Annotated in this window: 25 protein-coding genes, 1 tRNA gene and 2 pseudogenes; 14 read left to right on the top strand and 14 right to left on the bottom strand. The window is 69.2% G+C overall.

The genetic code is table 11. The features are described 5' to 3' along the window. Window positions 1-8: 8 nt before the first annotated feature. A pseudogene (locus tag ACGFNK_RS07310) lies at window positions 9-140 on the top strand (hypothetical protein); the annotation flags it as partial. A gap of 321 nt (window positions 141-461) precedes the next feature. Here ACGFNK_RS07310 and ACGFNK_RS07305 read toward each other — a convergent pair. From ACGFNK_RS07305 to phoU, 7 genes are all read right to left on the bottom strand, one after another. Then, window positions 462-908 (bottom strand): hypothetical protein, encoded by a 447-nt coding sequence (locus tag ACGFNK_RS07305; RefSeq protein WP_393412809.1) that lies wholly within the window; start codon window positions 906-908, stop codon window positions 462-464. Window positions 909-1,746: 838 nt separating this feature from the next. Beyond that, on the bottom strand, window positions 1,747-2,589 hold the full coding sequence (locus tag ACGFNK_RS07300; RefSeq protein ID WP_393412807.1) for a MerR family transcriptional regulator: 843 nt from the start codon (window positions 2,587-2,589) through the stop codon (window positions 1,747-1,749). 583 nt (window positions 2,590-3,172) lie between these two features. After that, window positions 3,173-4,591, bottom strand: a complete 1,419-nt coding sequence (locus ACGFNK_RS07295) for an ATP-binding protein (RefSeq protein WP_393413279.1) — start codon at window positions 4,589-4,591, stop codon at window positions 3,173-3,175. A gap of 219 nt (window positions 4,592-4,810) precedes the next feature. Next, the gene (locus tag ACGFNK_RS07290) at window positions 4,811-5,017 is read right to left on the bottom strand and encodes a hypothetical protein (RefSeq protein ID WP_393412805.1); all 207 of its coding nucleotides are present in this window, start codon (window positions 5,015-5,017) and stop codon (window positions 4,811-4,813) included. Between the two features lie 142 nt (window positions 5,018-5,159). Then, window positions 5,160-5,408, bottom strand: coding sequence for an SCO4226 family nickel-binding protein (locus ACGFNK_RS07285; protein WP_393412803.1), 249 nt, complete (start codon window positions 5,406-5,408; stop codon window positions 5,160-5,162). A gap of 167 nt (window positions 5,409-5,575) precedes the next feature. Then, window positions 5,576-5,728: a hypothetical protein gene (locus ACGFNK_RS07280; RefSeq protein ID WP_393412801.1), complete on the bottom strand. Its 153-nt coding sequence runs from the start codon at window positions 5,726-5,728 to the stop codon at window positions 5,576-5,578. A gap of 185 nt (window positions 5,729-5,913) precedes the next feature. Beyond that, window positions 5,914-6,591: a phosphate signaling complex protein PhoU gene (gene phoU / locus ACGFNK_RS07275; protein ID WP_386354496.1), complete on the bottom strand. Its 678-nt coding sequence runs from the start codon at window positions 6,589-6,591 to the stop codon at window positions 5,914-5,916. Between the two features lie 340 nt (window positions 6,592-6,931). Here phoU and ACGFNK_RS07270 point away from each other — a divergent pair, with 340 nt between their 5' ends. Together ACGFNK_RS07270 and ACGFNK_RS07265 are read left to right on the top strand one after the other, a co-directional pair. After that, the gene (locus ACGFNK_RS07270) at window positions 6,932-8,275 is read left to right on the top strand and encodes a sensor histidine kinase (RefSeq protein ID WP_393412799.1); all 1,344 of its coding nucleotides are present in this window, start codon (window positions 6,932-6,934) and stop codon (window positions 8,273-8,275) included. Further along, the gene (locus ACGFNK_RS07265) at window positions 8,272-8,952 is read left to right on the top strand and encodes a response regulator transcription factor (protein WP_149509342.1); all 681 of its coding nucleotides are present in this window, start codon (window positions 8,272-8,274) and stop codon (window positions 8,950-8,952) included. The genes ACGFNK_RS07270 and ACGFNK_RS07265 overlap by 4 nt, the downstream gene beginning before the upstream one ends. A 91-nt stretch (window positions 8,953-9,043) precedes the next feature. Here ACGFNK_RS07265 and ACGFNK_RS07260 read toward each other — a convergent pair whose 3' ends face one another. Continuing rightward, window positions 9,044-9,766: a DUF461 domain-containing protein gene (locus ACGFNK_RS07260; RefSeq protein ID WP_393412797.1), complete on the bottom strand. Its 723-nt coding sequence runs from the start codon at window positions 9,764-9,766 to the stop codon at window positions 9,044-9,046. A gap of 647 nt (window positions 9,767-10,413) precedes the next feature. Between ACGFNK_RS07260 and ACGFNK_RS07255 the strand changes: the two genes are divergently transcribed. The 6 genes from ACGFNK_RS07255 to ACGFNK_RS07230 all read left to right on the top strand — a co-directional run bounded on the left by ACGFNK_RS07255 (window position 10,414) and on the right by ACGFNK_RS07230 (window position 17,094). Continuing rightward, window positions 10,414-10,896 carry a CarD family transcriptional regulator gene (locus ACGFNK_RS07255; RefSeq protein WP_003953493.1) on the top strand — a complete coding sequence of 161 codons (483 nt, stop codon included), beginning with the start codon at window positions 10,414-10,416 and terminating at the stop codon, window positions 10,894-10,896. Between the two features lie 441 nt (window positions 10,897-11,337). Next, window positions 11,338-12,081, top strand: coding sequence for a 2-C-methyl-D-erythritol 4-phosphate cytidylyltransferase (gene ispD, locus ACGFNK_RS07250; RefSeq protein WP_393412795.1), 744 nt, complete (start codon window positions 11,338-11,340; stop codon window positions 12,079-12,081). After that, entirely contained in the window at window positions 12,071-12,574 is a 504-nt protein-coding gene (gene ispF / locus ACGFNK_RS07245; RefSeq protein WP_393412793.1) for a 2-C-methyl-D-erythritol 2,4-cyclodiphosphate synthase, read from the top strand. The genes ispD and ispF overlap by 11 nt, the downstream gene beginning before the upstream one ends. A 238-nt stretch (window positions 12,575-12,812) precedes the next feature. Next, the gene (gene cysS, locus ACGFNK_RS07240; RefSeq protein ID WP_393412791.1) at window positions 12,813-14,213 is read left to right on the top strand and encodes a cysteine--tRNA ligase; all 1,401 of its coding nucleotides are present in this window, start codon (window positions 12,813-12,815) and stop codon (window positions 14,211-14,213) included. Window positions 14,214-14,331: 118 nt separating this feature from the next. Further along, window positions 14,332-15,273, top strand: a complete 942-nt coding sequence (rlmB, locus tag ACGFNK_RS07235) for a 23S rRNA (guanosine(2251)-2'-O)-methyltransferase RlmB (protein ID WP_393412789.1) — start codon at window positions 14,332-14,334, stop codon at window positions 15,271-15,273. An 81-nt stretch (window positions 15,274-15,354) separates the two neighbouring features. Beyond that, a complete protein-coding gene (locus tag ACGFNK_RS07230; RefSeq protein WP_393412787.1) occupies window positions 15,355-17,094 on the top strand; it encodes a DoxX family membrane protein in 1,740 nt (579 codons plus the stop codon). A 91-nt stretch (window positions 17,095-17,185) separates the two neighbouring features. Here ACGFNK_RS07230 and ACGFNK_RS07225 read toward each other — a convergent pair whose 3' ends face one another. The 5 genes from ACGFNK_RS07225 to ACGFNK_RS07205 all read right to left on the bottom strand — a co-directional run bounded on the left by ACGFNK_RS07225 (window position 17,186) and on the right by ACGFNK_RS07205 (window position 21,001). Continuing rightward, a complete protein-coding gene (locus tag ACGFNK_RS07225; protein WP_386354520.1) occupies window positions 17,186-17,917 on the bottom strand; it encodes an NDP-sugar synthase in 732 nt (243 codons plus the stop codon). A 129-nt stretch (window positions 17,918-18,046) separates the two neighbouring features. Beyond that, window positions 18,047-18,529 (bottom strand): hypothetical protein, encoded by a 483-nt coding sequence (locus ACGFNK_RS07220; RefSeq protein WP_388680134.1) that lies wholly within the window; start codon window positions 18,527-18,529, stop codon window positions 18,047-18,049. A 222-nt stretch (window positions 18,530-18,751) separates the two neighbouring features. Further along, window positions 18,752-19,888 carry an ABC transporter ATP-binding protein gene (locus tag ACGFNK_RS07215; protein WP_393412784.1) on the bottom strand — a complete coding sequence of 379 codons (1,137 nt, stop codon included), beginning with the start codon at window positions 19,886-19,888 and terminating at the stop codon, window positions 18,752-18,754. 214 nt (window positions 19,889-20,102) lie between these two features. Further along, window positions 20,103-20,351: a recombinase family protein gene (locus tag ACGFNK_RS07210; protein ID WP_393412782.1), complete on the bottom strand. Its 249-nt coding sequence runs from the start codon at window positions 20,349-20,351 to the stop codon at window positions 20,103-20,105. Continuing rightward, window positions 20,348-21,001, bottom strand: a complete 654-nt coding sequence (locus tag ACGFNK_RS07205; RefSeq protein WP_393412780.1) for a TetR/AcrR family transcriptional regulator — start codon at window positions 20,999-21,001, stop codon at window positions 20,348-20,350. The genes ACGFNK_RS07210 and ACGFNK_RS07205 overlap by 4 nt, the downstream gene beginning before the upstream one ends. Before the next feature lie 106 nt (window positions 21,002-21,107). Here ACGFNK_RS07205 and ACGFNK_RS07200 point away from each other — a divergent pair, with 106 nt between their 5' ends. The 5 genes and pseudogenes from ACGFNK_RS07200 (at window position 21,108) to ACGFNK_RS07180 (ending at window position 23,142) form a co-directional block, all read left to right on the top strand. After that, window positions 21,108-21,293 carry a hypothetical protein gene (locus ACGFNK_RS07200; protein WP_393412778.1) on the top strand — a complete coding sequence of 62 codons (186 nt, stop codon included), beginning with the start codon at window positions 21,108-21,110 and terminating at the stop codon, window positions 21,291-21,293. 62 nt (window positions 21,294-21,355) lie between these two features. Next, window positions 21,356-21,754: a VOC family protein gene (locus ACGFNK_RS07195; protein WP_393412776.1), complete on the top strand. Its 399-nt coding sequence runs from the start codon at window positions 21,356-21,358 to the stop codon at window positions 21,752-21,754. A gap of 40 nt (window positions 21,755-21,794) precedes the next feature. Next, a pseudogene (locus tag ACGFNK_RS07190) lies at window positions 21,795-22,489 on the top strand (CatB-related O-acetyltransferase). A gap of 57 nt (window positions 22,490-22,546) precedes the next feature. Beyond that, window positions 22,547-22,894, top strand: a complete 348-nt coding sequence (locus ACGFNK_RS07185) for a YciI family protein (protein ID WP_393412774.1) — start codon at window positions 22,547-22,549, stop codon at window positions 22,892-22,894. A 174-nt stretch (window positions 22,895-23,068) separates the two neighbouring features. Further along, window positions 23,069-23,142 (top strand) — tRNA-Thr (locus tag ACGFNK_RS07180). Between the two features lie 195 nt (window positions 23,143-23,337). On the opposite strand, the gene ACGFNK_RS07175 is transcribed toward ACGFNK_RS07180, so the two are convergent. After that, entirely contained in the window at window positions 23,338-24,846 is a 1,509-nt protein-coding gene (locus ACGFNK_RS07175) for an MFS transporter (protein WP_393412772.1), read from the bottom strand. Between the last annotated feature and the right edge of the window lie 161 nt (window positions 24,847-25,007).

The raw sequence follows: 25,007 nt of genomic DNA, 5'->3' as shown, positions 1-25,007 counted from the left end.
CGGGATGTCTGGAATCCAGGCCGCAACCAGCCACGCTACGAGCTGGTGAAACGACGGCTGGGGATCTCGCGCGGGACGTCTCCGCTGACCCTGACTGGCCCTCACGCAAGGGGAGGCAGGGCCAGCTTGATTACCTCGAAGAGTGCGGCGCCATTGATGCGGCTATCGAGACGCTCGAACGCGCCTGGACTCAGTACGAGGCATATCGGGCAACCCAGAGTGGCTATGACGCCCACGAACGGCCCCACCAAGGCGGCTCGGCCTGGCCCCACTTTGTGAAGATCGGTGACGGCCTGCAGTGGCCCCTTCGGACGCGCTTGGCCAGCATCGACACACGACCAGATTCGGGCTGCGGGCCGGCCAAGTCGGACGGTCCTTCGGATGGTCTTGCGGAAGGGGGCACGGCGGTGCCAGATGCCCCGAGCAGCAGGGTTGGCGGACGACCAACGGGAGCCGTTGTGTCACGCCCAGATGGACGCGTGCGGGTCCTGGTTGCGCTTCGAGCGCCGCCAGGCGATCAATGTGATGAGCGCCGCGCCGGCCAGCGCCACCGTGTATTCGGCCAGCGCGTGGCGGAGCAGAGTCTCGCGATCGGTGACCGCCCAGTCGCGACCACCGAACAGCGGGATGTTGTCTATGGCCTCCTCGTCGTGGTACCAGTTCAGGCCGTCGATGCTGCCCTGGCCCCAGCTTCCGTCTGCTAGCGTCCACTCGCCTCGGCATGACCAGTCCGACTCGCAGTAGACGTACCCTTCCGTCACGGCTGTCTGCCCATTGAGATACCGGTCCGTGTTCCCCGCGGCGAACCATAGTGAAAGCGCGAGGGTGCACAGGGACACGACGAGCACCCCACGCTGCCATGGCCTCAGCCCGCCGACCAGCTCGGTGATCCACGAACGCACAGCCACCCCCAACAGCGCTCGAAGCCCGAAAGCGGCAGAGTAGCCGATACCTACGGCAGAACCGAGCAGGTTCCCCGCGCGCACCGACACACAGCTCTGGCTGCAACGGCGTTCAGTAGCCCCGCCGGGACGGCCCGATACGGCCTGGGCCCGTGAAGCGGTGGCCCCCGTTATCGATCTTCACAGAGTGGGGCCAGGTCGAGTCGCCTTCGTGGGGCCGTTCGTGGGCGTCATAGCCACCCAGAGTGACGCCTGAGCGGTCGAGAGACGCGTCGGGCCAGGCCGATAGGGCTCGCAGCACGGGCGCCCATAAGCCACGCGAAACCGAGCAGCCGCAACAATCCCATACATGGATCAGGGAATCGCAGGACTTCTTGCGGGGATAGCCGGACTGGTCGGGGCGGGAGTCGGCGGGCTTGCTACCGCCTACGGCGCCCGCGTAGGAGCTGCGAAGACGCTGGAGGCAGCGCAAACACAGGTGCGGCAGCAGTCGGTAGCCGAGCATAGGCACTGGGTGCGTGATCGGCGGAGCACAGTCTGTACGGGCGTCAGTGACTCGTCATGAGTGACTTGGAGATCGCACTTATCGCAGCGGGGTCGGCACTTGCAGGCAGCATCGTCACCGGTTGGTTCACGCGGTGATGGGGATTCTTGAAAACGGCCAGGGATGCTCCTCGCATCACTCGCTCTGGTGTTCAACGAAGTGGGGAGTTTCAAGGAGCGTGGCCCGGGTCGTCGGCTTGGGTTTCCCGCTCGTGGAGTGTGCCGGCCGTGTCGAGACGTCGAGACGCTGGCTTCGTGTCGGTGGCCAATCCGAGATCCTCACGCACGGTCACACCAGCGATCAGCTGCCTGCGGAGAGGTCCCCGTAAAGGAGCCGTGCCGTGAGTTCCATGCACCGTGTATGTGCCGCGGAGAAGCCGTAGGGCATCTTGGTTATCGCTTCGAAGGCACTCATCTGGGTGTCCTCCTCGTCGCTCGCCTCGGCGTCGTAGATCTCGAAGAGCTTCTCGTCGGCCTCGTCCATTCCGGCCGCTTCCATGGCCTGTTCCAGGGCCTTGTGGTGGGCGCAGTGCTGCGCGGCGAGTTCCTCGACCTGCGGGTCGTGGGGGTCGACGGTGTCATCGAGGGCGGCGTCGGCCGCGTCGAGGCGGTCTGCCTCGGCCCGTAGGTCGGGATGGGTCGCCAGGGTGATGAACACGCTGGCCTGAATTGCGGCGCCCAGCGGCCCGAAGATCCGTTCCGTGACCAGCAGGGCGTCCAGGTCGGAGGGGCGCAGTGCGCCAGAGGGCAGGTGGCTGAGCCGGTCCGTGACCAACGGGGAGAGCAGGCCCAGTGGGCTGCCCACGCCCCGCAGGCGCTGGACTGCCGCGCGCTGACGCTTGATGTCGGCCTCCTGGGCGGCCAGGGTCTCCTCCAGCCGGCCCAGGACGTCCTCAACGTCCCGGGCTTCGTCGAAGGCGGCCCGCATGTCGTCCAGGCTGATGCCGGCCTCGGACATCTTGCGGATCCACAGCAGGCGGATCATGTCGTCGTAGCCGTAGCGGCGGCGTCCGTCTCCGCCTCGCTCGGGCTCCGGCAGCAGACCGATCTGGTGGTAGTGACGAATGGCGCGCGGGGTGGTTCCGGCGAAGGCGGCGGCATCGCCGATCTTGACCTCGCGGGGAGGCGTGACGAAGGGGTACATCGCAGACAGGGCCTTTCGTGCTGTGGTGCCCTCGACGACACCACATGCCGCTACGGCATGTGCAACTACACACCACCCGGACCCTGAAGGGCTATCGGGCGGTCCCTCGCCATTGGTGTCCCGTCCCAGGACAGGCCCGGAATGGGTGGGGAGATCCGTCGAGCAGGTCTGATGGCACCCCGAGCAGGGGTTGGGGATTTTCAAGGAGCCCCATCAGCGGAGCGCTGGCCACAGACAGGCTGCTGCTGCAAGGCACGCTGGCAACCGTCAGGCCGAGGCGTTGCTTCACACCGTCCAGGCCACGCTTGATGAGCAAAGGCGTTCCCAAGCCGAGGACAGGAGGCGTCAGGCATACGTTGAGCTACTCCAAGCTGCGGAGAAGGTAGGCCTCTCGCGGCAACGCGGGCCCGAGGAACGTGCGGCCCGACCGCAGGTCAGTTGGGGTTTGCACCCCGCTGACCAGGGCGGAAAAACGGGCCCGCCAGACCCAGGGCAAGAAGAAGTAGGTATGACGATCAGGCCCCTGACCTGCGCTTACGGTGCAGATCGGGGCCTTCGTCTACCATCCTGCCGTTCTGCCTGGTCAGGAAGGCCACGCGGCGAGAAGATCCGTCGGCCCGTATGCGGCATCGAGCCCCTTGCAGTCGGTTCCGCTGCGCGATACCGCGACCACGGGCACCGGGTCGGGCGTGAGTGCCGCGCGGTGGTGGTGCAGCGCGGCGAGATCGTGGCGGTCGAAGGGGGAATTCTCCAGCCACTTCACCGAGCCGACGAACAGCAACTCCTTGGCAACGGGCCCGCGGTCGGCTCCCACGATGTCGATCTCCACGTCGTTGGTGCGGGTCCAGTAGGCGCCGATTGCGGGTGCTGCGGGCAGCTTCGCATCCGGCAGCAGGCGCGCCAGGGCCTCACGTACGAGGGGTTCGACGGCCCGGCCGCGCCAACTGGTCCAGTTCTCGCGGATGCGGCCCAGCGTCAGGTCTCCCCGGCCTCGTTCGACCTCCTCCATTGCCGGGCCGAGGAACCGCAGCCAGAAGCGGAGGTAGGGATCCGCGACCCGGTAGCGGCGGTCCTTCGAGGGGCGTGTGGACACCGGGAGTTCGGCCGCGATCACCCTCTTGTCCGTGAGTACCCCCAGCGAGCGTTGGAGGGGGGTCGCTCCGAGGCCGCCGGCTGCTCGGGCGATGTTGGTGAAGGTCCGCTCCCCGCTGCCGATCGCCGACAGCACCGCGCGCGCCTGCACCTGCTGCGGGAACTCCGCGGCAAGTGACCGCTCCGCCGAGACCAGCAGGGCTGATACCGGATCGCTGAGGGCCGCGGACAGGAAATCCCCCATCCCGGCGCCGTGCGGCCACTCCGCGCAGATCAAGGGCAGCCCGCCGGTGATCAGTGCCGCGTCGAATGCCGAGGCTGCATCGAGGCCCAGCATTCCGCCCACCTCGGCCGGATTGAGAGGACCGAGCACCATCTCCCGTCCGCGCTGGTGGAACGGACGGCCATAGCTGTTCAGCGCCTCCATCATCGACAGGTCCGAGCCGATGAGGATCAGCAGAACCGGCTTGGTCTCCAGCGCCCTGTCCCAGGCCCGCTGCAACGTGCCCTCGAACGCACCCTCCGCATCCATCAAGTAGGGCACTTCGTCCATGACCACCACGCTTGCCCGGTCATGCGGCAGAGCCGCCGCCAGCACGTCGAAGGCTGCATCCCAGCTTTCCGGGCGGGCCGAGGCCAACAGGCCGGCCAGCGGAAGGTTCGATGACTGCGCGTCCTGACTGAGACGCTCGAGATCAGCCCTCGGTGACGCTCCGGTGGCGGCGTAGAAGAGAAAAGGCGCGCCTGACCGCTCGGCAAACCGCTCGACCAGCCGTGACTTCCCCACGCGGCGGCGCCCCCGGAGCATCACGCACCGTCCGGGCCGTTCCCCGTCGAGACCCGCTGCCACCTTGCCCAACTCACGGTCCAGTGTCTCGAGTTCGCGCGTCCTGCCCATGAAGTCGCCCACGGCGGTGTTCCTCCACACGTCGCCACACTCAAGGAGATACGGAGATACTAACAACGAAGTTACCAACATCAATGTTAGTAACTTGCTGGAGCGTCCAGGGGAGGTGGTGGCATGGAACCTCAGCAGCTGAGAGGCCCCGGATCGCTCCGGGGCCTCTTGCGTTCGAGCCACAGCAACACTTGATGTCGGTCTGGGCGGTGCCCCGCCGGACGTACGGGCTCAAGCTGCGGTGGTGGCCAGGCGGTGGAACGCCTGGGTGGTGTGGGGGTGGGCCATCTCGTCCAGGAGGTGCCGCCACTCGGGGTCTGCGGCGGCGGGGTGCGCCAGTTCCCAGGCGGCGAGCAGCGGGCCGAGGTCGCTCTCGCAGGGGGTCGTGATCAGGTCGTCCTGAGTGGTGCCCGGCTTTGTGGTCAGCAGCGAGTTCATGGGAGTTCCTTCCGGCCGAGAGCTGTGAACCTCTGGTATTCGCTGGGTTCAACCATGCCGTCGCCCGCTTGCCGGAACCATGGAGTGCTCTGCCGGATCGAGGGTGCAGGTAGCTGCACCCCGAGAGGGCCGTTCTCCCCCCTCACACCTCCAGCGGCACCGGATGGACCTCGTCGGCCTTGTGGCCGGTGCGTTCGTGGATGCGTTGGACGGCTTCGGCAGTGGGAGCCTCGGAGAGGCAGTAGACCGTGCCGGACTCGGGGTCTGCCCACGCCTTCTCGAAGTGCACGTTCTCTTCCTGCTCTATGGCGAGGTCCGCCTGGTGAGCCTGCCTCAGTTGTTCGGCCGTGATGCCCTTCATTCCGCGGTGGACGTCCATGAAGTGAGCCATGGCCTCGCACCTCCTTGCGCTTACGAGTTCGCCGACCCCCTTTCCTCCATGCTGCGCCCGTATGGCCGCGCGGGCGACCGCTCACAGCGAGCCGTATGGCGCGGCTGTACGACGACTCGGGCCCCGAGCCGTCGTACAAGTCCAACAATCCCTAAAGCCCTACGAACTCAACCGCACTGGCAAGGACTGCCCGACTGGCAGCCGCACTTGCAGCCCGCCCCGCAGCCACAGGCGGCGACGATCGGGAGGCTGATGATCTCGGCGGGCTGCTCGGTCTCGCGATCCCGGGTGGGGTCGGGGGTGGTGGGGGATTCGGCCATGGTCCCTCCTCGAAGGCTTGGTGCCTGCGCCCATTGCAGGCCCCCACCGTCCGGCGCGGCAACGGCGCACGGAGGCTCCCAGGCACCGACCACGAAGCCCGCACGCCCTCGCAACAGACCCGCACGCCCTCGCAACGGATCTGCACGCCCTCGCAACCCGACCCGTACGCCCCGCAGCGGAGCGCTTACGCCCCCTCGACCCCCGTCGCAGACTGAATCTCGTCCGCGTGCTCCCCCGTCACCAGGTACACCACCCGGTTCGCCACCGACACCGCATGGTCCGCGAAGCGCTCGTAGTAGCGGCCCAGCAGCGTGACGTCGACGGCCGTCTCGATGCCGTGCTTCCAGCGGTCGTCCATGAGGTGCTGGAAAAGGGCGCGGTGCAACGTGTCCATCGCGTCGTCGTCCTGCTCCAACTGGAGCGCGAGGTCGACGTCCTTCGTGACGATGACCTCCGCCGCCTTCGCCATCAGGCGCTGCGCGAGCTGGCCCATCTCCAGGATCGTGGCGTGCAGGTCGTGCGGGACCGTGCGCTCCGGGAAGCGGAGGCGGGCGAGCTTCGCGACATGCTGGGCGAGGTCACCGGAGCGTTCGAGGTCCGCGCTCATCCTCAGCGACGTGACCACGATCCGCAGGTCCGTCGCCACCGGCTGCTGCCGTGCCAGCAGGGCTATCGCCCGCGCCTCGAGCTCGTGCTGGAGATCGTCGACCTTCTGGTCGCCCGCGATCACGGTCTCCGCCAGCTTCAGATCGGAGTCGAGCATCGCCGTCGTGGCGCGCCCGATCGCCGACCCGACGAGCCGGGCCATCTCGACCAGGCCCTCGCCGATCGAGTCAAGTTCCTCGTGGTACGCGTCGCGCATCAGGATGTCCCTCTCTTACGTCTGCTTCCGGCTCCCGTACACGGATCCCCGTACACGGTTCCCCATGCACGATTCCCCGTCGGGATTCCGAGGGGCTCGCGTACCCCACGCTCCCACGGTCCGGCCTGAACGCGTCCGTTTCCGCCACCTCAAATGAACCATCCCTATCACCCAGGTGAACTGTGGGCGACATGGCCCCTCCCTGCCGGTATGCCTTCCTCCGAAGTCGCTCGGAACAAATGAACCAGCACGGTCCCCACGGTGAACTCTGGGCGACGAGTGTTCGAGCTGACACTCTGGGCGCTGTAAGGGGGGCGTACGTCATGCCTAACCTGGAGCCATGGACGTGAACGCGGCGGTCGCCGCAGCGGCAGCGATCGCCGGTGTGCTCACCGGCGTCATCGCCATGCTGGCGTTCCGCTGGAGCGAGCGGGAGCAGAAGCGGCCGACGCGCACCTCGTTGCACACGGACCCGGTGCTTCCGCCGGGAGTCGACACGGTCCTGTCCGTGCTCCGCTCCTCCGCCGTCGTGCTCGACGAGGCCGACGCCGTGGTCAAGGCAAGCTCCGCCGCATACGCCCTCGGTCTCGTACGCGGCGGCAAACTCGCCGTCGAGCCCATGCTGCAGATGGCCCGCGACACCCGGCGCGACGGCGAGATACGGCAGGTCGAGCTGGACCTGCCACGCCGCGGCACCGGCCGCGGAGAAGCCCTCGCCGTGTCCGCCCGCGTCGCCCCGCTCGGCTCCCGCCTCGTACTCCTCCTCGTCGAGGACCTCACCGAGGCCCGCCGCATCGAGGCCGTACGACGCGACTTCGTCGCCAACGTCAGCCACGAACTCAAGACCCCAGTCGGCGCGCTCAGCCTCCTCTCCGAGGCGGTCATGGGCGCCTCCGACGACCCGGAGGCCGTGGAACGCTTCGCCGGACGCATGCAGATCGAGGCCACCCGCCTCACCAACCTCGTCCAGGAACTCATCGACCTCTCCCGGGTCCAGAACGACGACCCCCTCGAGGACGCCGAGCCCGTACGCGTGGACGAACTCGTCGCCGAGGCCATCGACCGCTGCCGCCACCAGGCCGGCACCAAGCAGATCACCATGGCCGCCAATGTGGGGGGCGGGCCCGTGGGGACCTCGGACGAGGATGGTGGTGGGCGACGGGCGGACGGAACCGCCGACCTGCAGATCTGGGGCAACCGCGGCCAGCTGGCCGCCGCCCTCGGCAACCTCGTCGAGAACGCCGTGAACTACTCGCCCGCCCGTACGCGCGTGGGAATCGCCGCGCGCCGGGTCCCCGCGCCCGGCGGAGACCTCATCGAGGTCGCCGTCACCGACCAGGGCATCGGCATCTCCGAGAAGGACCGCGAGCGCGTCTTCGAGCGCTTCTACCGCGTCGACCCGGCCCGCTCCCGCCACACCGGGGGTACGGGGCTGGGCCTGGCGATCGTCAAGCACGTGGCCGCCTCGCACGGCGGGGAGGTCACGGTGTGGAGCTCCGAGGGTCAGGGCTCCACCTTCACCCTCCGGCTGCCGGAGGCGGGCGTGGCCCGCGACCGCGCGACCGACCACACGTCCGGACTCGCCGACGACGTCGACGCCGGGCCGCCCGACGGAAAGACCACCGTCACATCCCCCACAACATCCCCGTACGAATCGCTTTCTGCCCCGGAGGTCCTTCCGTGACCCGAGTGCTCGTCGTCGAGGACGAGGAGTCCTTCAGCGACGCCCTGTCCTACATGCTCCGCAAGGAGGGCTTCGAGGTCGCCATCGCGGCCACCGGGCCCGATGGCCTCGACGAGTTCGAGCGCAACGGCGCCGATCTCGTCCTGCTCGATCTGATGCTGCCCGGACTGCCCGGCACCGAGGTGTGCCGCCAGCTGCGCAGCCGCTCGAACGTCCCGGTGATCATGGTCACCGCCAAGGACAGCGAGATCGACAAGGTCGTCGGCCTGGAAATAGGAGCCGACGACTATGTGACCAAGCCCTTCTCCTCGCGCGAGCTGGTCGCCCGCATCCGCGCCGTACTGCGCCGCCGCGGGGAGCCCGAGGAGGTCACCCCCGCCGCACTGGAGGCCGGCCCGGTCCGCATGGACGTCGACCGCCACGTGGTCACCGTCTCCGGCTCCAAGGTCGACCTCCCCCTCAAGGAGTTCGACCTCCTGGAGATGCTGCTGCGCAACGCGGGCCGAGTCCTGACCCGTATGCAGCTCATCGACCGAGTCTGGGGCGCCGACTACGTGGGCGACACCAAGACCCTCGACGTCCACGTCAAGCGACTCCGCGCCAAGATCGAACCGGACCCTGGCGCGCCCCGGTACCTCGTGACGGTCAGAGGCCTCGGATACAAGTTCGAGCCGTAAACCGAACCTCTCGCGCACTCATGACGAAGGGCGGGGCCCCAGGAGGGGTCCCGCCCTTCGTCCGTACGAGAATTCCGCGGCCGTACGCCGCTCAGTCCTCCGCGACCGCGCCCTCGCCGGCCTCGGGAGCCGTGGGCGGCGCGCTCTGCGAGGCCGCGTCCGTGGGGCTCTGCCCGGCCCCGTCGGCCCCGGCCTCACCGGAACCCGGCTCGGTCGTGCTCGAGGACGACTGCGACGGAGAGGCCGGAGCCCGGGTGGGACTCGGGCTCCCGGAGCCCTCGGAACCAGGCGCCTGGGGAGTCTCGGACGGGCCCCACTCGGCGTAGTAGCCCTCGGCCGGGACGACGAACGCCCGCAGCTTCACCTGGCCCGTCTCGCTGAAGGTGAAGGTGACCTGCTGCGCGTCACCGTCCTCCAGGGCCTCGCGGCTGCCGTTCAGTACGGCAGAGGCGTTGTTCTTGCCACCGAGGATCACCGACCCGTCGGCCGGGACCGTGATCGGGCCGGAACCCTCGGCGGGCCTGAGCGTGACGGGGTCCTCGATGCCCGCCACGCGGATCGACTCCAGCGTCTCGTCGCTGTTGCCGTTGTTGAACAGGGTCGCGGAGATCGCGGACGGACCCGTCGACTCGGGGTCGGGCTGGGTGATCACCACGGCGTTCTGGATCTGGATGTCGCCGACGCTGGTCGCCGCGTTGTCCGGCTTGATCTCCAGCGACTGGGCGTTGCTTCCGGCGCCGCACGCGGCGAGCGAGGCGATCGAGAACGCGATGGCGGCGGCGGCGAGGGCGCCGCGTCGAAGGCTGCTGCTCACGGCTGCGGCAACTCCTTGAACGTGGGCGGAGCAGGGCGGCGTACGTGTAAAGCCGTCCTAAGGTCTGTCAGCGGCTCAGGTTACCGATCCGCCACCGAGCCCCCGCACCCGACCCTCCCCCAGTTCTCGACTTCGCTCGAACCGGGGGGACCCCACCCACCGTTCTCCTGGCGTCGCTGCGACCACCGCGCCGAGGGGCGCGCCCCTCAAGTCACGCGACATCACGCTGCCCCACAAAGAGCACGTGAGTACGCCCTGGTAACCCAAGCCACATTGACAACATTTCCTATAAGGAATGCGATCCGGGGGTGCGCAAGAGAATTGATCTTCGACCTGGCGTGATCAATTCCGGATTCGTCTCGTACCCGCCCCCGGTCACCGAACGGAGTAGCGCAAGCCCCGTCACCGGAACCCGACAAATCTGGACGTTCGGCCACGCGAGTAGGCCTTCGAAGGCTTGTAACGGGCGGGTTTCACCTCCCCCGAGGAACCGCTCCGACCTGCGAATACCCCCTGGTCTCGCCCCCTCGCAGCACGTTCCTGTCGTTGTTGTCAAGCCCCGAGATGTGCCCTGACCTGCGAAAACGCCATTCAGAAGATGCGGTTCTCGTGTTACTCTGGATAGCCACGGAAGGGGTACCTGTCACATGACGTTCAAGGTTGGCGACACCGTGGTCTATCCCCATCACGGGGCCGCGCTGATCGAGGCCATCGAAACTCGCCAGATCAAAGGCGTGGACAAGACCTACTTGGTGCTGAAGGTCGCCCAGGGCGACCTGACGGTGCGTGTGCCAGCGGACAATGCGGAGTTCGTCGGCGTACGTGATGTGGTCGGTCAGGATGGGCTGGACCGGGTCTTCGAAGTGCTGCGCGCGCCGTATGCCGAGGAGCCCACGAACTGGTCGCGTCGATACAAGGCAAATCTCGAGAAGCTCGCCTCCGGTGATGTCATCAAGGTTGCGGAAGTCGTCCGTGACCTGTGGCGTCGTGAGCGCGAGCGTGGACTCTCCGCCGGCGAGAAGCGCATGCTCGCCAAGGCTCGGCAGATTCTGGTGAGCGAGCTCGCCCTCGCGGAGAACACGAACGAGGACAAGGCCGAGGCCCTGCTCGACGAGGTCCTCGCGTCCTGACGCACGTCACTCTCTGATCGCTTCCAGACCAGAGGCGAAACGAGCGGTCCGGCGTACGCAATTGAAATGCCGCGGTGCCCGATGACGTAAGTTCTGTCGCCGGGCGCTGCGGCATGCTCGTACCCAGAACACCGTACGACCATGCGTCAGCGGCTGGGTAATGAATTTCCGGCCACCGATACTTGGCGTGCCGGGCCCGGGCAGCTGGCTCGACCAGATGTCACGGAAGGGTCCCCGGTCAAGGCGTCGCGCCCGGCACGCTGAGGCCATACCCACACGGGCCCGGTCGTCAAACCGGCGTCAACCGGCGGGTCAAACCGGACGCGCCGAACGGCGTCCGGTGCGCAATGGATTGACGTCCGGTGGACGCCGGATCGACGACAGGGCCTGGTCGTACACAACCCGTACACACCCGCACGCACACACACCCGACAGGAACCGATGTCTGACGATTCACGCCGTTCCGGGGCCGGTACCGCGGCCGTGATTCCGGCCGCGGGCCGAGGCGTGCGCCTCGGGCCGGGCGCCCCCAAAGCGCTGCGCGCGCTGAACGGCACTCCCATGCTCATTCACGCAGTACGCGCGATGGCCGCGTCGCGCGCCGTCTCGCTGGTCGTCGTCGTGGCGCCGCCCGACGGTGCCGCCGAGGTCAAGTCGCTCCTGGACACGCATTCTCTGCCCGAGCGCACCGACTTCCTCGTCGTGCCCGGTGGTGACACCCGGCAGGAGTCCGTGAAGCTCGGCCTCGATGTGCTGCCGCCCGGCATCGACATCGTGCTCGTGCACGACGCCGCCCGGCCGCTGGTGCCCGTCGACACCGTCGACGCGGTCATCGAGGCGGTACGGGACGGGGCCCCCGCCGTCGTACCGGCGCTGCCTCTTGCGGACACCGTCAAGGAAGTCGAGCCGCGTACCGGCGGCTTGCCCGAGCCGGTCGTCGCCACTCCCGAGCGAGGGCGGCTACGGGCCGTACAGACTCCGCAGGGCTTCGACCGGGACATCCTCCTGCATGCCCACGAGACCGTCACGGACGGGGTCACCGACGACGCGAGCATGGTCGAGCAGCTGGGCGAGCCCGTCGTCGTCGTGCCGGGGCACGAGGAGGCGTTCAAGGTCACCCGGCCGCTCGATCTGGTGCTGGCCGAGGCGGTCCTGGCGCGGCGGAGGGCGACCGATGGCTTCTGAGGCGCCCCCGCCCTTCTTGTTGCCGCAGGTCGGGATCGGCACCGACGTTCACGCCTTCGAGGAGGGGCGGGAGCTGTGGTGTGCCGGGCTGAAGTGGGAGGGCGAAGGTCCGGGCCTTGCCGGGCACTCCGACGCGGATGTCGTCGCGCATGCCGCCTGCAATGCGCTCTTCTCTGCCGCAGGACTCGGTGATCTCGGGGCTCACTTCGGGACCGGGCGGCCCGAGTGGTCCGGGGCGTCCGGGATCACGCTGCTCACCGAGGCGGCGCGTATCGTCCGCGACGCCGGCTTCCACATCGGCAACGTTGCCGTTCAGGTCGTCGGGCCTCGGCCCAAGATCGGCAAACGCCGCGATGAGGCGCAGAAGTTGCTCTCTGATGCGGTGGGGGCGCCCGTTTCGGTCTCGGGCGCCACGACGGACGGGCTCGGGTTTCCGGGGCGCGACGAGGGGTTGCTGGCGGTCGCTACGGCGCTGATCGTTCGCACCGGCTGAGCTGGGCGTTGTTCTTCCCCACCCCGCCCCTTCCCGAAAGCGGGGGGCTGCGCCCCCAGGCACCAAGGGGGTGGGTGGTGACGAGTCGCGTCTTGGCTGCGGGGCCGTGGTGGCTGGTCGCGCCCACGCGGCGGAGCCGCATATGTCACAGCCCCGCGCCCCTAAAGCCAACCCACCCGCCCAACCGCCGGAGACAACCCGCTAAACCCCCGCAGGGACACCCACTACCCTTGGACCCGTGACTATTCGCCTGTACGACACCAGCGCCCGGCAGATCCGTGACTTCGTCCCGCTCTCAGCGGGCTGTGTCTCGATCTACCTGTGTGGTGCCACCGTGCAGGCCGCCCCGCACATCGGGCACGTCAGGTCGAACCTGAACTTCGACATCATGCGCCGCTGGTTCGCGTACCGCGGCTACGACGTGACGTTCATCCGCAACGTCACGGACATCGACGACAAGATCATCTGGAAGGCGGCCGATCAGAACCGCCCCTGGTGGTCCATCGGCTACGAGAACGAGCGGGCGTTCGGCGACGCCTACACCGCCCTCGGTTGCCTGCCGCCGACGTATGAGCCGCGTGCCACCGGCCACGTGACCGAGATGGTCGAGATGATGCGCACGCTCATCGAGCGCGGGCACGCCTACGAGGCCGACGGCAGCGTCTACTTCGACGTCCGCTCCTGGCCCTCGTACCTGGAGCTGTCCAAGCAGGACCTGGACGAGATGCGACAGCCGGCCGAAGAGGGCATCACCGGCAAGCGGGATCCGCGCGACTTCGCCATGTGGAAGGCCACCAAGCCCGGCGAGCCGGACTGGGAGACGCCGTGGGGCCGCGGCCGCCCCGGCTGGCACCTGGAGTGCTCGGCGATGGCTCACAGGTACCTGGGCTCGGCCTTCGACATCCACGGCGGTGGCCTGGACCTGATCTTCCCGCACCACGAGAACGAGATCGCCCAGGCCAAGGCCTACGGCGACGAGTTCGCCAAGTACTGGGTGCACAACGCCTGGGTCACCATGAGCGGCGAGAAGATGTCCAAGTCGCTCGGCAACTCCGTGCTGGTCGGCGAGATGGTCAAGCACTGGCGGCCCATCGTGCTGCGCTACTACCTGGGCACCCCGCACTACCGCTCCACCATCGAGTACAGCGAAGAGGCCCTGCGCGAGGCCGAGTCGGCGTTCGCGCGCATCGAGGGCTTCATCCAGCGGGTCATGGAGCTGGCGGGGAAGCCGGTCGAGCCCGCGGCCGACGTGCCGCCCGCCTTCGCCGAGGCCATGGACGACGACCTGGGAGTGCCACAGGCCCTCGCCGTCGTGCACACCACCGTCCGGCAGGGCAACAGCGCACTCGCCGCTGACGACAAGGACGCGGCCGTCGCCCGGCTCGCCGAGGTGCGCGCCATGCTCGGCGTCCTCGGCCTCGACCCGCTCGACGCGCAGTGGGCCGGCGAGAGCGACCAGGGCGAGGATCTGCACGGGGTCGTCGACAGCCTCGTACGCATGGTCCTCGACCAGCGCGAGGCGGCCCGCGCCCGCAAGGACTGGACCACCGCCGATGCCATCCGTGACCAGCTGAACCAGTCCGGCCTCGTCATCGAGGACGGTCCCCAGGGGCCCCGCTGGACACTCGGCCCGCGCTGATCCCTTCGGCGGCTTCCTTGATCGATTGTGCCGCCCGGCCTTCCGGGCGGCACACTTCATAGACGCACAACGCATTCAGAGACGTACACACGCACGCTTTCACACAGACAGGTAGGTCATGGCCGCAAACAACCGCCGCATGTCCGGCAAGAAGGGCGCGCAGGTCGGCAGTGGCGGCCAGCGACGCCGGGGCCTGGAAGGCAAGGGCCCCACCCCGCCCGCCGAGATGCGCAAGGGGCACAAGAAGAACCGCGTCGCCACCTCCAAGGCGAAGCAGACCGCCCGTCGCCCCGCCCCCAAGGGCCGCGGCGGCAAGTCCACCTCCGAACTCGTCGTCGGCCGCAACCCCGTCGTCGAGGCGCTGCGCGAGGGCGTGCCCGCGAACACGCTGTACGTCCAGCAGTTCATCGACAACGACGAGCGAGTGCGCGAGGCGCTCCAGCTCGTCGGCGAGCGCGGCGGCATCCACCTCATGGAGGCCCCCCGCCCCGAACTCGACCGCATGACCAACGGCCTCAACCACCAGGGCCTCGTCCTGCAGATCCCGCCGTACGAGTACGCGCACCCCGAGGACCTCGCCGCCGCCGCGTACGACGCGGGCGAGGACCCGCTGATCGTCGCGCTCGACGGCGTGACCGACCCGCGCAACCTCGGCGCCGTCGTCCGCTCCGTCTCCGCCTTCGGCGGCCACGGCGTCGTCGTCCCCGAGCGCCGCGCCGCCGGCATGACCGCCGGCGCCTGGAAGACCTCCGCCGGCACCGCCGCCCGTACGCCCGTCGCCCGCGCCACCAACCTGACGCGCACCCTGGAGGCGTACAAGAAGGCAGGCATCGTCGTCGTCGGCCTGGCCGCCGACGGCGACGGCGAGATCGGGGAGCTGGCGGCGCTCGAAGGACCCGTCGTCATCGTCGTCGGCAGCGAGGGCAAGGGCCTGTCACGGCTGGTCGGCGAGACCTGCGACTTCCGCGTACGGATCCCGATGCCGGGCGGCGCCGAGTCGCTGAACGCGGGTGTGGCGGCGGGCGTCGTGCTGTACGAGGCGGCTCGGCGCCGGGCCTGACGGTGGGCGGGGTGATCTTGACGGAGTCCGGACAGATCGGGACGGTCAAGGCAGTGTCCTAACGACACGTCACTCGGTTAGATGAGTGTGGACACCAGAACACCCCGCACACCCACGGGGGACCGCACGTCGGGCTTCGACGACGCTCCCGCGCTGAGCATGGTGAAGGTGCCGAGCGATCCGGCGCAGGTCATCGTCAATCATGCGAGCTTCCGCGTGCAGCTGGGCACCGGCTCCCGTACGCAATCCCCGCGCGTCGCACGCCACTTGAGCTCCGCCGACCCCTCGCGCAGGCCCGTCGCCGGCACCCGTCGCCGCGCCCCTGTCGTCTGGAGCGGGAGGTCCGCACCCGACGACACCGGCGCCACCCGCCTGTTGCAGGCCGCGCGGAGCACCACCGTGCACCACGGCGCCGAGGACCCGACGGGCGAGGCCGGGGCGACCCAGGTCATCCCGCGCCTCGACGACAGCGGCTACAGCGGCTACGACGGCAACGGCTACAGCGGCTCCGGATACGGCGGCTATGGCGGATACGACACCGACCCCGACGCCACCGTCGCGACCCCCACCATCGGCGGCCCCCGTATCCCCCAGACCCGCCAGACCCCCATCCTTCCCCAGATGCGCACCTCGGGCAGCGCGGACGAGGAGTACGGCCAACACCCGTACGAGGAGGGCGAGTTCGAGGCCGACGAGTACGACTACGAGATCGACGAGGACGGTCGGCGCGGGCGTCACGCCGACCCGGTACGGCACGCGTACTACCCCGGCCGCCGGATGAACCTCGGCGTCGTCCTGCTCCCGCTGCGCCTCATCCTCGGCTTCATCTCCATCTACGCCGGCATGGGCAAGCTCTGCGACCCGCACTACTTCGACGGCGGCAAGCGCGGCTCCATGGTCAAGTGGCTGGGCACCCTCCAACCCTGGGAAGCCGCCGAGCCGCTACGGCAGTTCGCCCTCGAACACCCCGTCGGCTCCGGACTCCTCATCGCCTTCTTCCAGGTCATCGTCGGCGTCCTCACCGTCCTCGGCCTGTGGCAGCGGGCCGCCGCCGCCGTCGGCGCGCTGATGTCGGCCGCGCTTCTGATCACCGTCAGCTGGAAGAGCGTCCCCGCCTACGACGCGACCGACATCATCTACCTCGCCGCCTGGACCCCGCTGATCGTCGCGGGCGCCCCCGTCTACTCCGTCGACGGCCGCCTCGCGGGCGGCGCCTGGCGCAGGCTCGGGCCACGCGCCGACATCTGGGACCTGCGCCGCTACGTCCTGCGCCGCGGCGCCCTCATCAGCACCCTCGTCGTCGGGCTCACCCTGCTCGTCGGCTCCATGCTCGGCGGCGCCGTCCGCGACGCCGACCGCGTGGTCGTCCCCGGCCCCGGCGAGGCCCCGCGGAACGAACTTCCCGGCTCCCCGCTCCCCGAGGAGTCCGGCAACGACCGCCGCTCGGAGAGCCCCTCGGCCGCCAACTCGCCCACCCAGGGCGCGACTTCGGCCAGCCCCTCCGAGAAGGACGCCACAAACACCCCGGGCGCCTCCCGCGAGTCGGCCACCGCGGGCGCCGGCCAGCCCAGCGAAACCCAGGGCACGGGCCAGGTCCCGCCCGCCCAGCAGACGGCACCCCCCGCCGAGGCGCCCAGCACCAGCGCGGGCCCGTCCTCCTCGGGCGGCGCCGCGACGGGCGGGACGGGCTCCCCCGGAGGCACCGGCGGCGGCAGCGACTCGGGCGGCGGCTCGGGTGGCGGCTCCGGCGGTTCCGGAGGTTCCCGAGGTGGAGGCGGCGGCTCGGACGAGGGCAGCCTCGTGGGCGGTCTGCTCGGGTAGCAGTTCGTGTAACGGCCTTTCGCCGGTACGCAGTCGGGGCCCCGCACTTTCACAGTGCGGGGCCCCGATGACGTACGTACAGCCGCGAGGCTCAACGCCCCAGTGCCGCCAGCTCCTTCGCCGCCTCTGTGAGGTCCTTCGCGGTGTCGATGGCGCGCCAGTACGCGCCCTGCGGGATCGGGCAGCCGAACAGGCGGCGCTCGCGGGCCAGTCGCGGGAACGTGGTGCGCTCGTGGTCGCCGAGGTCGGGCAGCATGTCGGTGAACTCGGGAGAGAAGACGTAGACGCCCGCGTTGATCTCGTACGACGTCGGCGGGGACTCGATGAAGTCCGTGATGCGACCGAAGTTGTCGGTCTCGACGGCGCCCCACGGGATGCGGGGGCGGGCCAGCGCGAGGGTTGCCACCGCGTCGCGCTCGGTGTGGAAGTCCGCCATGTCGCGCAGCGAGAAGCGGGTCCAGATGTCACCGTTCGTCGCGTACCAGGGCTGATCGGCGTGGGGCAGGTGCTGGGCGGCGAACTTGAGGCCGCCGCCGCGGCCCAAGGGCTCCTTCTCGACCACGGTGGTGACACGGACGGGGAGTTCGGCCGACTCCAGCCACTGCTGGAGGACCTCGGCGAGATGGCCGCACGAGACGACCACGTCCGTCACGCCCTCCTCGGCGAGCCAGGCCAGCTGATGGCCGATGATCGGAGTCCCGGTGCCGGGGATCTCGACCATCGGCTTGGGCCGGTCGTCGGTGTAGGGACGAAGTCGGGAGCCCTGGCCACCGGCCAGGACAACGGCTTGAACGGGGCGCGACGCGGCGTTCGGATGCTTCATGAACCGCACTGTACGTCGCGCCCCGCCCGGGGCTTGTGTCGGCGTCGGGCCGCGTCACCCGGCCTGTCACCCGGCCCGTCAGCCGGCCCGTCAGCCGGCCCGTCAGCCGGCCCGTCAGCCGGCCGCCCGTCAGCCGTGCCCGCCGGCGACGCCCGTGGCGAAGGACGTGTCGCAGACGGGGCGGGAGAACGACTGGGCGCGGGACGCGCCGTACTTGACGACGGCGGCACGGCCCAGCGCGCGGGCGATGGAAGCGCAGTGCCTGGCGAGCGACGGGCGGCCGTTCACCGCCTCCTGGAGATGGGTGAGCGCCACCCCCGCGTCCTTCTCCTGGAGCTCGAGCAGGAGCTTGTCGCGCAGCACGTCCTGCGGGGCGCGGGAGGCGGGGCGCGAGGACGTGTTCTCGGCGGAGGCGGCGAGCACCGAGGCCGAGGAGTCGCTCCCCGACCAGGGGACCCGGGCGACCGCGAGAGTCCCGGAGAGCACCAGGACGACGGGCAGAACGAGGGCGAGCGTACGGCCGATCCGGCGGGCCGGACCGCGGCCGTGCCGCGTCGGGCGGTCGGCGGGGCGACGGCCGTGTCGCGTCGAGGGGTTAGTGGAGTGCTTCACGCGAGTGAGGGTAGCGCGGGGTAATGATTTGGCGACATTTGGTAATCAGTTCGAGCGACGGCCGGTGCTCAAATTGGGGTGCGAGGTTGACGTACGCGGGTCGAAATGACCGGTCTGCCGGGGTATTTGTCGACAAGAAAAAGGGCCCCGCAGCAAGCTGCGGGGCCCTTTCCGTCAACGTGGGCGAATTCACCCGGTACGGGTGAATTCCGTGCGCGTGCCTCAGTCGGAGAGACGCTCACCCGTGGACGTCGAGAACACGTGGGTCTCGCCCGGCCGCGGCACGACGTGCAGCGTGGCGCCCTTCTCCGGGACCGCGCGGCCGCTGACGCGGACGACCAGGTCCTTGAGCTCGTCGCCGACCTTGGCGCTGCCGTAGACGTAACCGTCGGCGCCCAGCTCCTCGACCACGTTCACCGAGACGGCGAGGCCCGCCGGAGCGTCCTCGGTCTCCTTGGTCAGGGCCTTCGCGGCGCCGCCGTCCTGCTCGACGATGTCGAAGTGCTCCGGGCGGACGCCGACCGTGACGGTGCGGTCGCCGCGGTCCGAGGCGGCCGACAGGGCCTCCCGGCTGACCGGCACCACGCTGTTGCCGAACTTCACTCCGCCGTCCGTGATCGGGACCTCGACGAGGTTCATGGCCGGCGAGCCGATGAACCCGGCGACGAACAGGTTCGCCGGCCGGTCGTACATGTTGCGCGGCGAGTCGACCTGCTGGAGCAGACCGTCCTTCAGCACGGCCACCCGGTCACCCATCGTCATGGCCTCGACCTGGTCGTGGGTGACGTACACGGTGGTGATGCCGAGGCGGCGCTGCAGCGACGCGATCTGCGTACGCGTGGACACGCGCAGCTTGGCGTCGAGGTTGGACAGCGGCTCGTCCATGAGGAACACCTGCGGCTCACGCACGATGGCACGGCCCATCGCGACACGCTGCCGCTGACCACCGGAGAGCGCCTTCGGCTTACGGGCCAGGTAGTCGGTGAGGTCCAGGATCTTCGCCGCATCCTCCACCTTCTGGCGGATCTCGGCCTTGTTGACGCCCGCGATCTTGAGCGCGAAGCCCATGTTGTCGGCGACCGTCATGTGCGGGTACAGCGCGTAGTTCTGGAACACCATGGCGATGTCCCGGTCCTTGGGCGGCAGGTGCGTGACGTCGCGGTCACCGATGTGGATGGAGCCGGCGTTCACGTCCTCGAGTCCCGCGAGCATCCGGAGCGAGGTGGACTTGCCGCAGCCGGACGGACCGACGAGGACGAGGAACTCGCCGTCCGCGACATCGAGCTCGAGCTGGTCGACGGCGGGCTTGTCGCCACCCGGATAGATGCGGGTCGCCTTGTTGAACGAGACAGTGGCCATGGTGATGGGCCCCCTTCTACCGGCAGGAACGTGCCGGACGATCCGTTGTGGAAGGTGGTGCCACTACGGGTGATTCCGTTGTGGTGTAGTCCACGCAAGGCGGACTGGGTCAGGACGGTACCCGGCGTATGCCTGATCTGTCAGTAGTCGGGGAGCTGTGAACTTCGCGGGAGGTTTCGAGGTGCAGAGCATTCCCCTTTTGACCATGTCTCGATCAAGGCCAGAGCCACCACCTTTTGGCGCCGGTGCGCGGGCGGCGGGCGGTGAGGTCCATCGGGGAGAATGCGCCGTCGTGGATGCGCAGGGCGAGACGGTCGCGATGCAGGACGTCGAGCATGTCGAGGATGTGCTGGGTGCCGCGCACGAGGCGGAACATCTCGGAGATGTGCACGGTGTCGCCCGGCCGCGCGTACGTGAGTGGTTCGCCGAACTTCGGGCGCCGGAGCGGGTGGAGACGGCTCACGCTGCGGCGTAGTCGGCGAGCGAAGGCTCCAACAGGCCGAAGGCGCTGTCCGCCTCCGCGATGACAGTGGCGGAGATCCGGGCGTTGTCCTGGCCGGTGAGGGTGAGTTCCTGGATGCGCTGGAACAAGGTGCGGTGCACGGCGCCGAGCAGGGCGGCGGCGGTGCGGGGGGTGATGTCGCCGCGGGGTGAGCCGGTGGCGTCGGCCAAGGCGTCTGCCAAGGCGGCCTCTCGCAGGTCGTGCAGGTCGCGCAGTCGGGCGGAGAGGGTGGGGCTGTCGGCGATCATGCGGGCGAAGTCGGGGCCGGAGAACCCGGCGACGGGGTCGGCGTCCGCGGCCGCGTCGGCGAAGGCGCGGCGCAGGGCCGACAGGGCCGACTCGCCGGCCTGACGGCCGGTCACCGTGCCGGCCAGGGAGGCGGTGAAGGCGTCCTGCTGGTCCAGGGCCAGGTCCTCCTTGCGCGGGAAGTAGTTGGTCACCGTCTTCTTCGCCACCCGTGCGGCGGCGGCGATCTCGGCGATGGTGGTCTGCTCGAAACCCTGGGCGAGGAACAAGCCGGTGGCGACGTCGGAGATGAGCTGCCGGGTCTCCTGCTTCTTGGATTCCCGCAGGCCGGTAGGGGGTCCGGACGAGGTGGCGTCAGTAGTCATGGAGCAATCTTACTCTCGTGGCATTTTTATGTTGACACCTTCCAGTGGGTCGATATAAGTTTACGTCCATCGTAAATTTCCCCTGGAGCGAAGAATGGATGTGCCCATGCTCGAACCCCGCCCTGTCGCCCTTCGGATCGCGCCCGTCAAGATCGGCTCGATGCTGACCGAGCGTGACAACCGCGCCCCGGCTCCACCCCGCGGCAAGCGGCCTCCCGCCCGCGCTCACCCCGCACCCGCCCGGCGGGTCCCCCCGAAGGCCCGCAATCTGCCGCGCCGCTCCGGCTACTGACCAGCACTCACCCGCCACCCGCCCGTACGTACGCCTCCCGGAAACCAATGAGGAGAAGCACCTTGCAGATCACCGCGTCCACCGTCTCGCTCACCGTCGACGACGTCGCGGCGTCCCAGCGGTTCTTCACCACCCACCTCGGCTACGTCGAGAAGGCCGCCGCCGATGGATTCGCCTCCCTGTCGCGCGACGACGCCGCGATGGACATCGTCCTGCTCGCACGTGGCACCGAAGTGTTGCCGGCAGACCAGCGTGACCAGCACGCCTCCGGCCTGATCCTCGCCTTCACCACCACCGGCATCGAGCACGAGGAGAAGCGGCTGCGCGCCGAGGGCGTCGAGATCACCATGCCGCTGCGCGAGGAGCCCTGGGGCGAACGCCTCTTCCAGGTCACCGACCCCAACGGCGTGATCGTCCAGTTCGTCGAGTGGGTCACCCCGTCCGGCCCCGAGAACGCCTGACAGCCCACCGCGTCAGGCTGATTCGGGCCATGCCCCGGCAATGCCCGGCCCGGACCGTGTGCGACATCCCGCAACCCGGCAAAGGACCTCGACCTTGTCACCTGATCCGACCACCGTTCACCCGCTGCCCGCCCACGACCGCGTGGTGTTCCTCAAAACCGCTGGTCACCTCACCGGGCATCGCCGTGGGTGAGTACACCTACTACGACGATCCGAACGGCGCCACGGACTTCGAGCACCGCAACGTCCTCTACGCCTACGGGCCAGAGCGTCTCATCATCGGCAAGTACTGCGCGATCGCCTCGGGAACCACATTCCTGATGGCCGGTGCGAGCAGCGGCGATGGGGGTGTCCACATACCCGTTCACCATGTTCGGCGGCCGGTGGGCCGAGCAGACCCTGGACATCGTCACCGCCATGCCCAGCCGCGGCGACACGGTCGTCGGCAACGACGTCTGGTTCGGCTACCAGGTGACCGTCATGCCCGGCGTGCGGATCGGCGACGGCGCGATCATCGCGGCCGGCGCCGTGGTCACCGCCGACGTTCCGCCCTACACGATCGTCGGCGGCAACCCGGCCAGGCCGATCCGGCAGCGCTTCGACGACGCCGACATCGAGCGACTGCTGCGCGCCGCGTGGTGGGACTGGCCCGCCGACCTGGTCACCGAACACGCCCGCACCATCATGGCCGGAACGCCGGCCGACATCGAACGCATCGCCGCCAGCAACCGCTGACCCGAAACCCGAGGACCGCGGTCTCCCGCGCGGAGACCGGACCGGAGAGGAATACCCGTGAAGTACGCCCTGGTGATCTTTGAGACCGAGGAGTCGCGCCGCAGCATCCAGGCCGACCGGGACGCCTACCGCAAGGCGTACGAGACCTGGATCGGCCAGGTCGCGGCGGCCGGCAAGCTGGCCGGCGGCGAAGCCCTCGAGACCGAGCACATCGCCCCGGTGACCGTGCGCAAGGCGTCCGACGGTTCGCCACAGGTGACCGAAGGGCCCGCGCAGGCGGGCGAGGAGACCCTCGGCGGCTGGTTCGTGCTCGAGGTCGCCGACCGCGAGGAAGCCGTCGAACTGGCCAAAGGGCTGCCCACCCCGGAGACGATCGAGATCCGCCCGATCCTCGAATCCGCCTGACCGGGGTCGGGGACTGACCCCGGGGCGCGGCACCGGCCCACGGGGTCGCTGCGGTCGTGCCCGTACTGGTTGGTGCCGCCGACTTTGCGCGTGGAGCGCGGAACTTCGTGGCTTGGGGAAACGGGCTCTGTGTACAGTGGAGCCGCCTTCGCGTACGGCGTTGTAGTGCGTGGTGCCCCCTTAGCTCAGATGGCTAGAGCGCGTGACTTGTAATCTCGAGGTCGTCGGTTCGACTCCGACAGGGGGCTCCGAAAGGGCCAGGTCAGACACTCATCGACCTGGCCTTTCGCATTCTCGGGGCATGACGCGTCACACAGCCGGGGCCTCGGCTGCCCCAGTCCTCACCGGTGGCGCCGACATCTACTGAACAGCAGCATCGACAGTGCCGGTGGCACCAAGTGCTCCATGTACCCGGCTGGCATGGCCGAGCCAGTTGTTGCGGGTCACATGTGAACGACGGGCGCCGCGTCGGGGTCGGTGGCGGGTACACCGCGTCGGTAGAGGATCACGCTGATGACCAGGCCGACGGCGAAGAAGACGGCCGACCACCAGTAGGCGGTGGAGTAGGCCTCCAGGCCGGCCTGGGCCTGGACGGCAGGGTCCCTGGGGTCCTTGCCGGCGAGGTAGTCGGTGGCGGCGCTGGTGGCGAGGGTGTTGAGCAGGGCCGTGCCGATCGAGCCGCCGACCTGCTGCATGGCATTGACGGTGGCGGAGGCGACACCAGAGTGCTCGGCGTCCACGCCGGCGACGGCCAGGCTCATGGCCGGGGCTATCACGAGGCCGAGGCCGATGCCCGCCACCAGCAGCGGCGGCAGGACGCCGGTGGTGTAGCTGCTGCTGAGGTCGAGGCCGGTCAGCCAGACCATGCCGGCGGCGGCCAGGCCCATGCCGAGCGGTACCACCGGCTTGGGGCCGAGGCGGGGGATCAGTGCGCTGGTGGCGAGGGTGGCGCCAATCATGAGCGTGGCGGTCATGGGCAGGAAGGCGAGCCCGGTCTCGACGGGGGTGTAGCCCAGGCTCTGCTGCAGGTAGTACGTGAGGAAGAGGAAGACGCCGAACATACCGGCGCCGCTGATCAGTACGGAGATGAAGGAGGCGCCGCGGTTGCGGTCGAGCAGGACCCGCAGGGGGAGCAGGGGGTGGGTGGAGCGGGTCTGCCACCAGGTGAAGGCGGCGAGCAGCACGGCTCCGGCGACCAGCCAGCCCCAGGTTTGCGGGGAGCTCCAGTCGTGGCTCTCGGCGTTGGAGAAGCCGTAGACCAGACTGAACAGGCCGCCGCCGACGAGGACGGCGCCGGGGATGTCGAGGGTGGCGGTCTTGTCGCGGATGGTGCGCTTGAGCAGGAGGGCACCGCCGATGAAGGCGACGACGGCGAAGACGAGGTTGACGTAGAGGGTCCAGCGCCAGTCGGCGTATTCGGTGAGCAGGCCGCCGAGGAGCAGGCCGATGGCGCCGCCGGCGCCGGCGATGGCACCGTAGACGCCGAAGGCCTTGGCCCGTTCCTTGGCGTCCGTGAACGTCGTGGTCAGCAGGGCCAGGGCAGCCGGGGCGAGCAGCGCGCCGAACACGCCCTGCCCCGCCCGCGCGACGATGAGCATCTCGAAGCTGGTCGCGGCGCCACCGATGGCGGAAGCGCCGGCGAAGCCGACCAGGCCGACCAGGAAGGTCATCTTGCGGCCGAACAGGTCGCCTATACGGCCGCCGAGCAGGAGCAGGCTGCCGAAGGCGAGGGCGTAGGCGGTGACGACCCACTGCCGGTCGCCGTCCGAGAAGCCCAAGTCCTTCTGCGCGGAGGGCAGGGCAATGTTCACGATCGTGGCGTCCAGGACGACCATGAGCTGGGCCATGCCGATGACGGCGAGGATCCACCAGCGGTGACGTGGTGGTGTGTCGGCGGACGGGAGGGCGGACACGGTGGCCGTGCCGACTGTGTCTGCGGGGGTTTTGGACATGACGAAAACTCCAGATGAAGTGGGACACAGGGGTGAAACGTTCGCTGGTGTGGGGTTGGACGGCTGCGTCGTTGGAGCTCGTCACGTGATGCGGTCGGTGACCGGGGCGCCGACAGTCACTGCTCGGCGATGTGAGGCGGCGCGGAGGAGGCGGGCATGCC

This window comes from Streptomyces sp. NPDC048825, from assembly GCF_043198355.1.
Taxonomy (GTDB): domain Bacteria; phylum Actinomycetota; class Actinomycetes; order Streptomycetales; family Streptomycetaceae; genus Streptomyces; species Streptomyces xiangluensis.
Note: the sequence above shows the minus strand (reverse complement) of the source record. Positions and strands in the feature narration are given on the sequence as shown.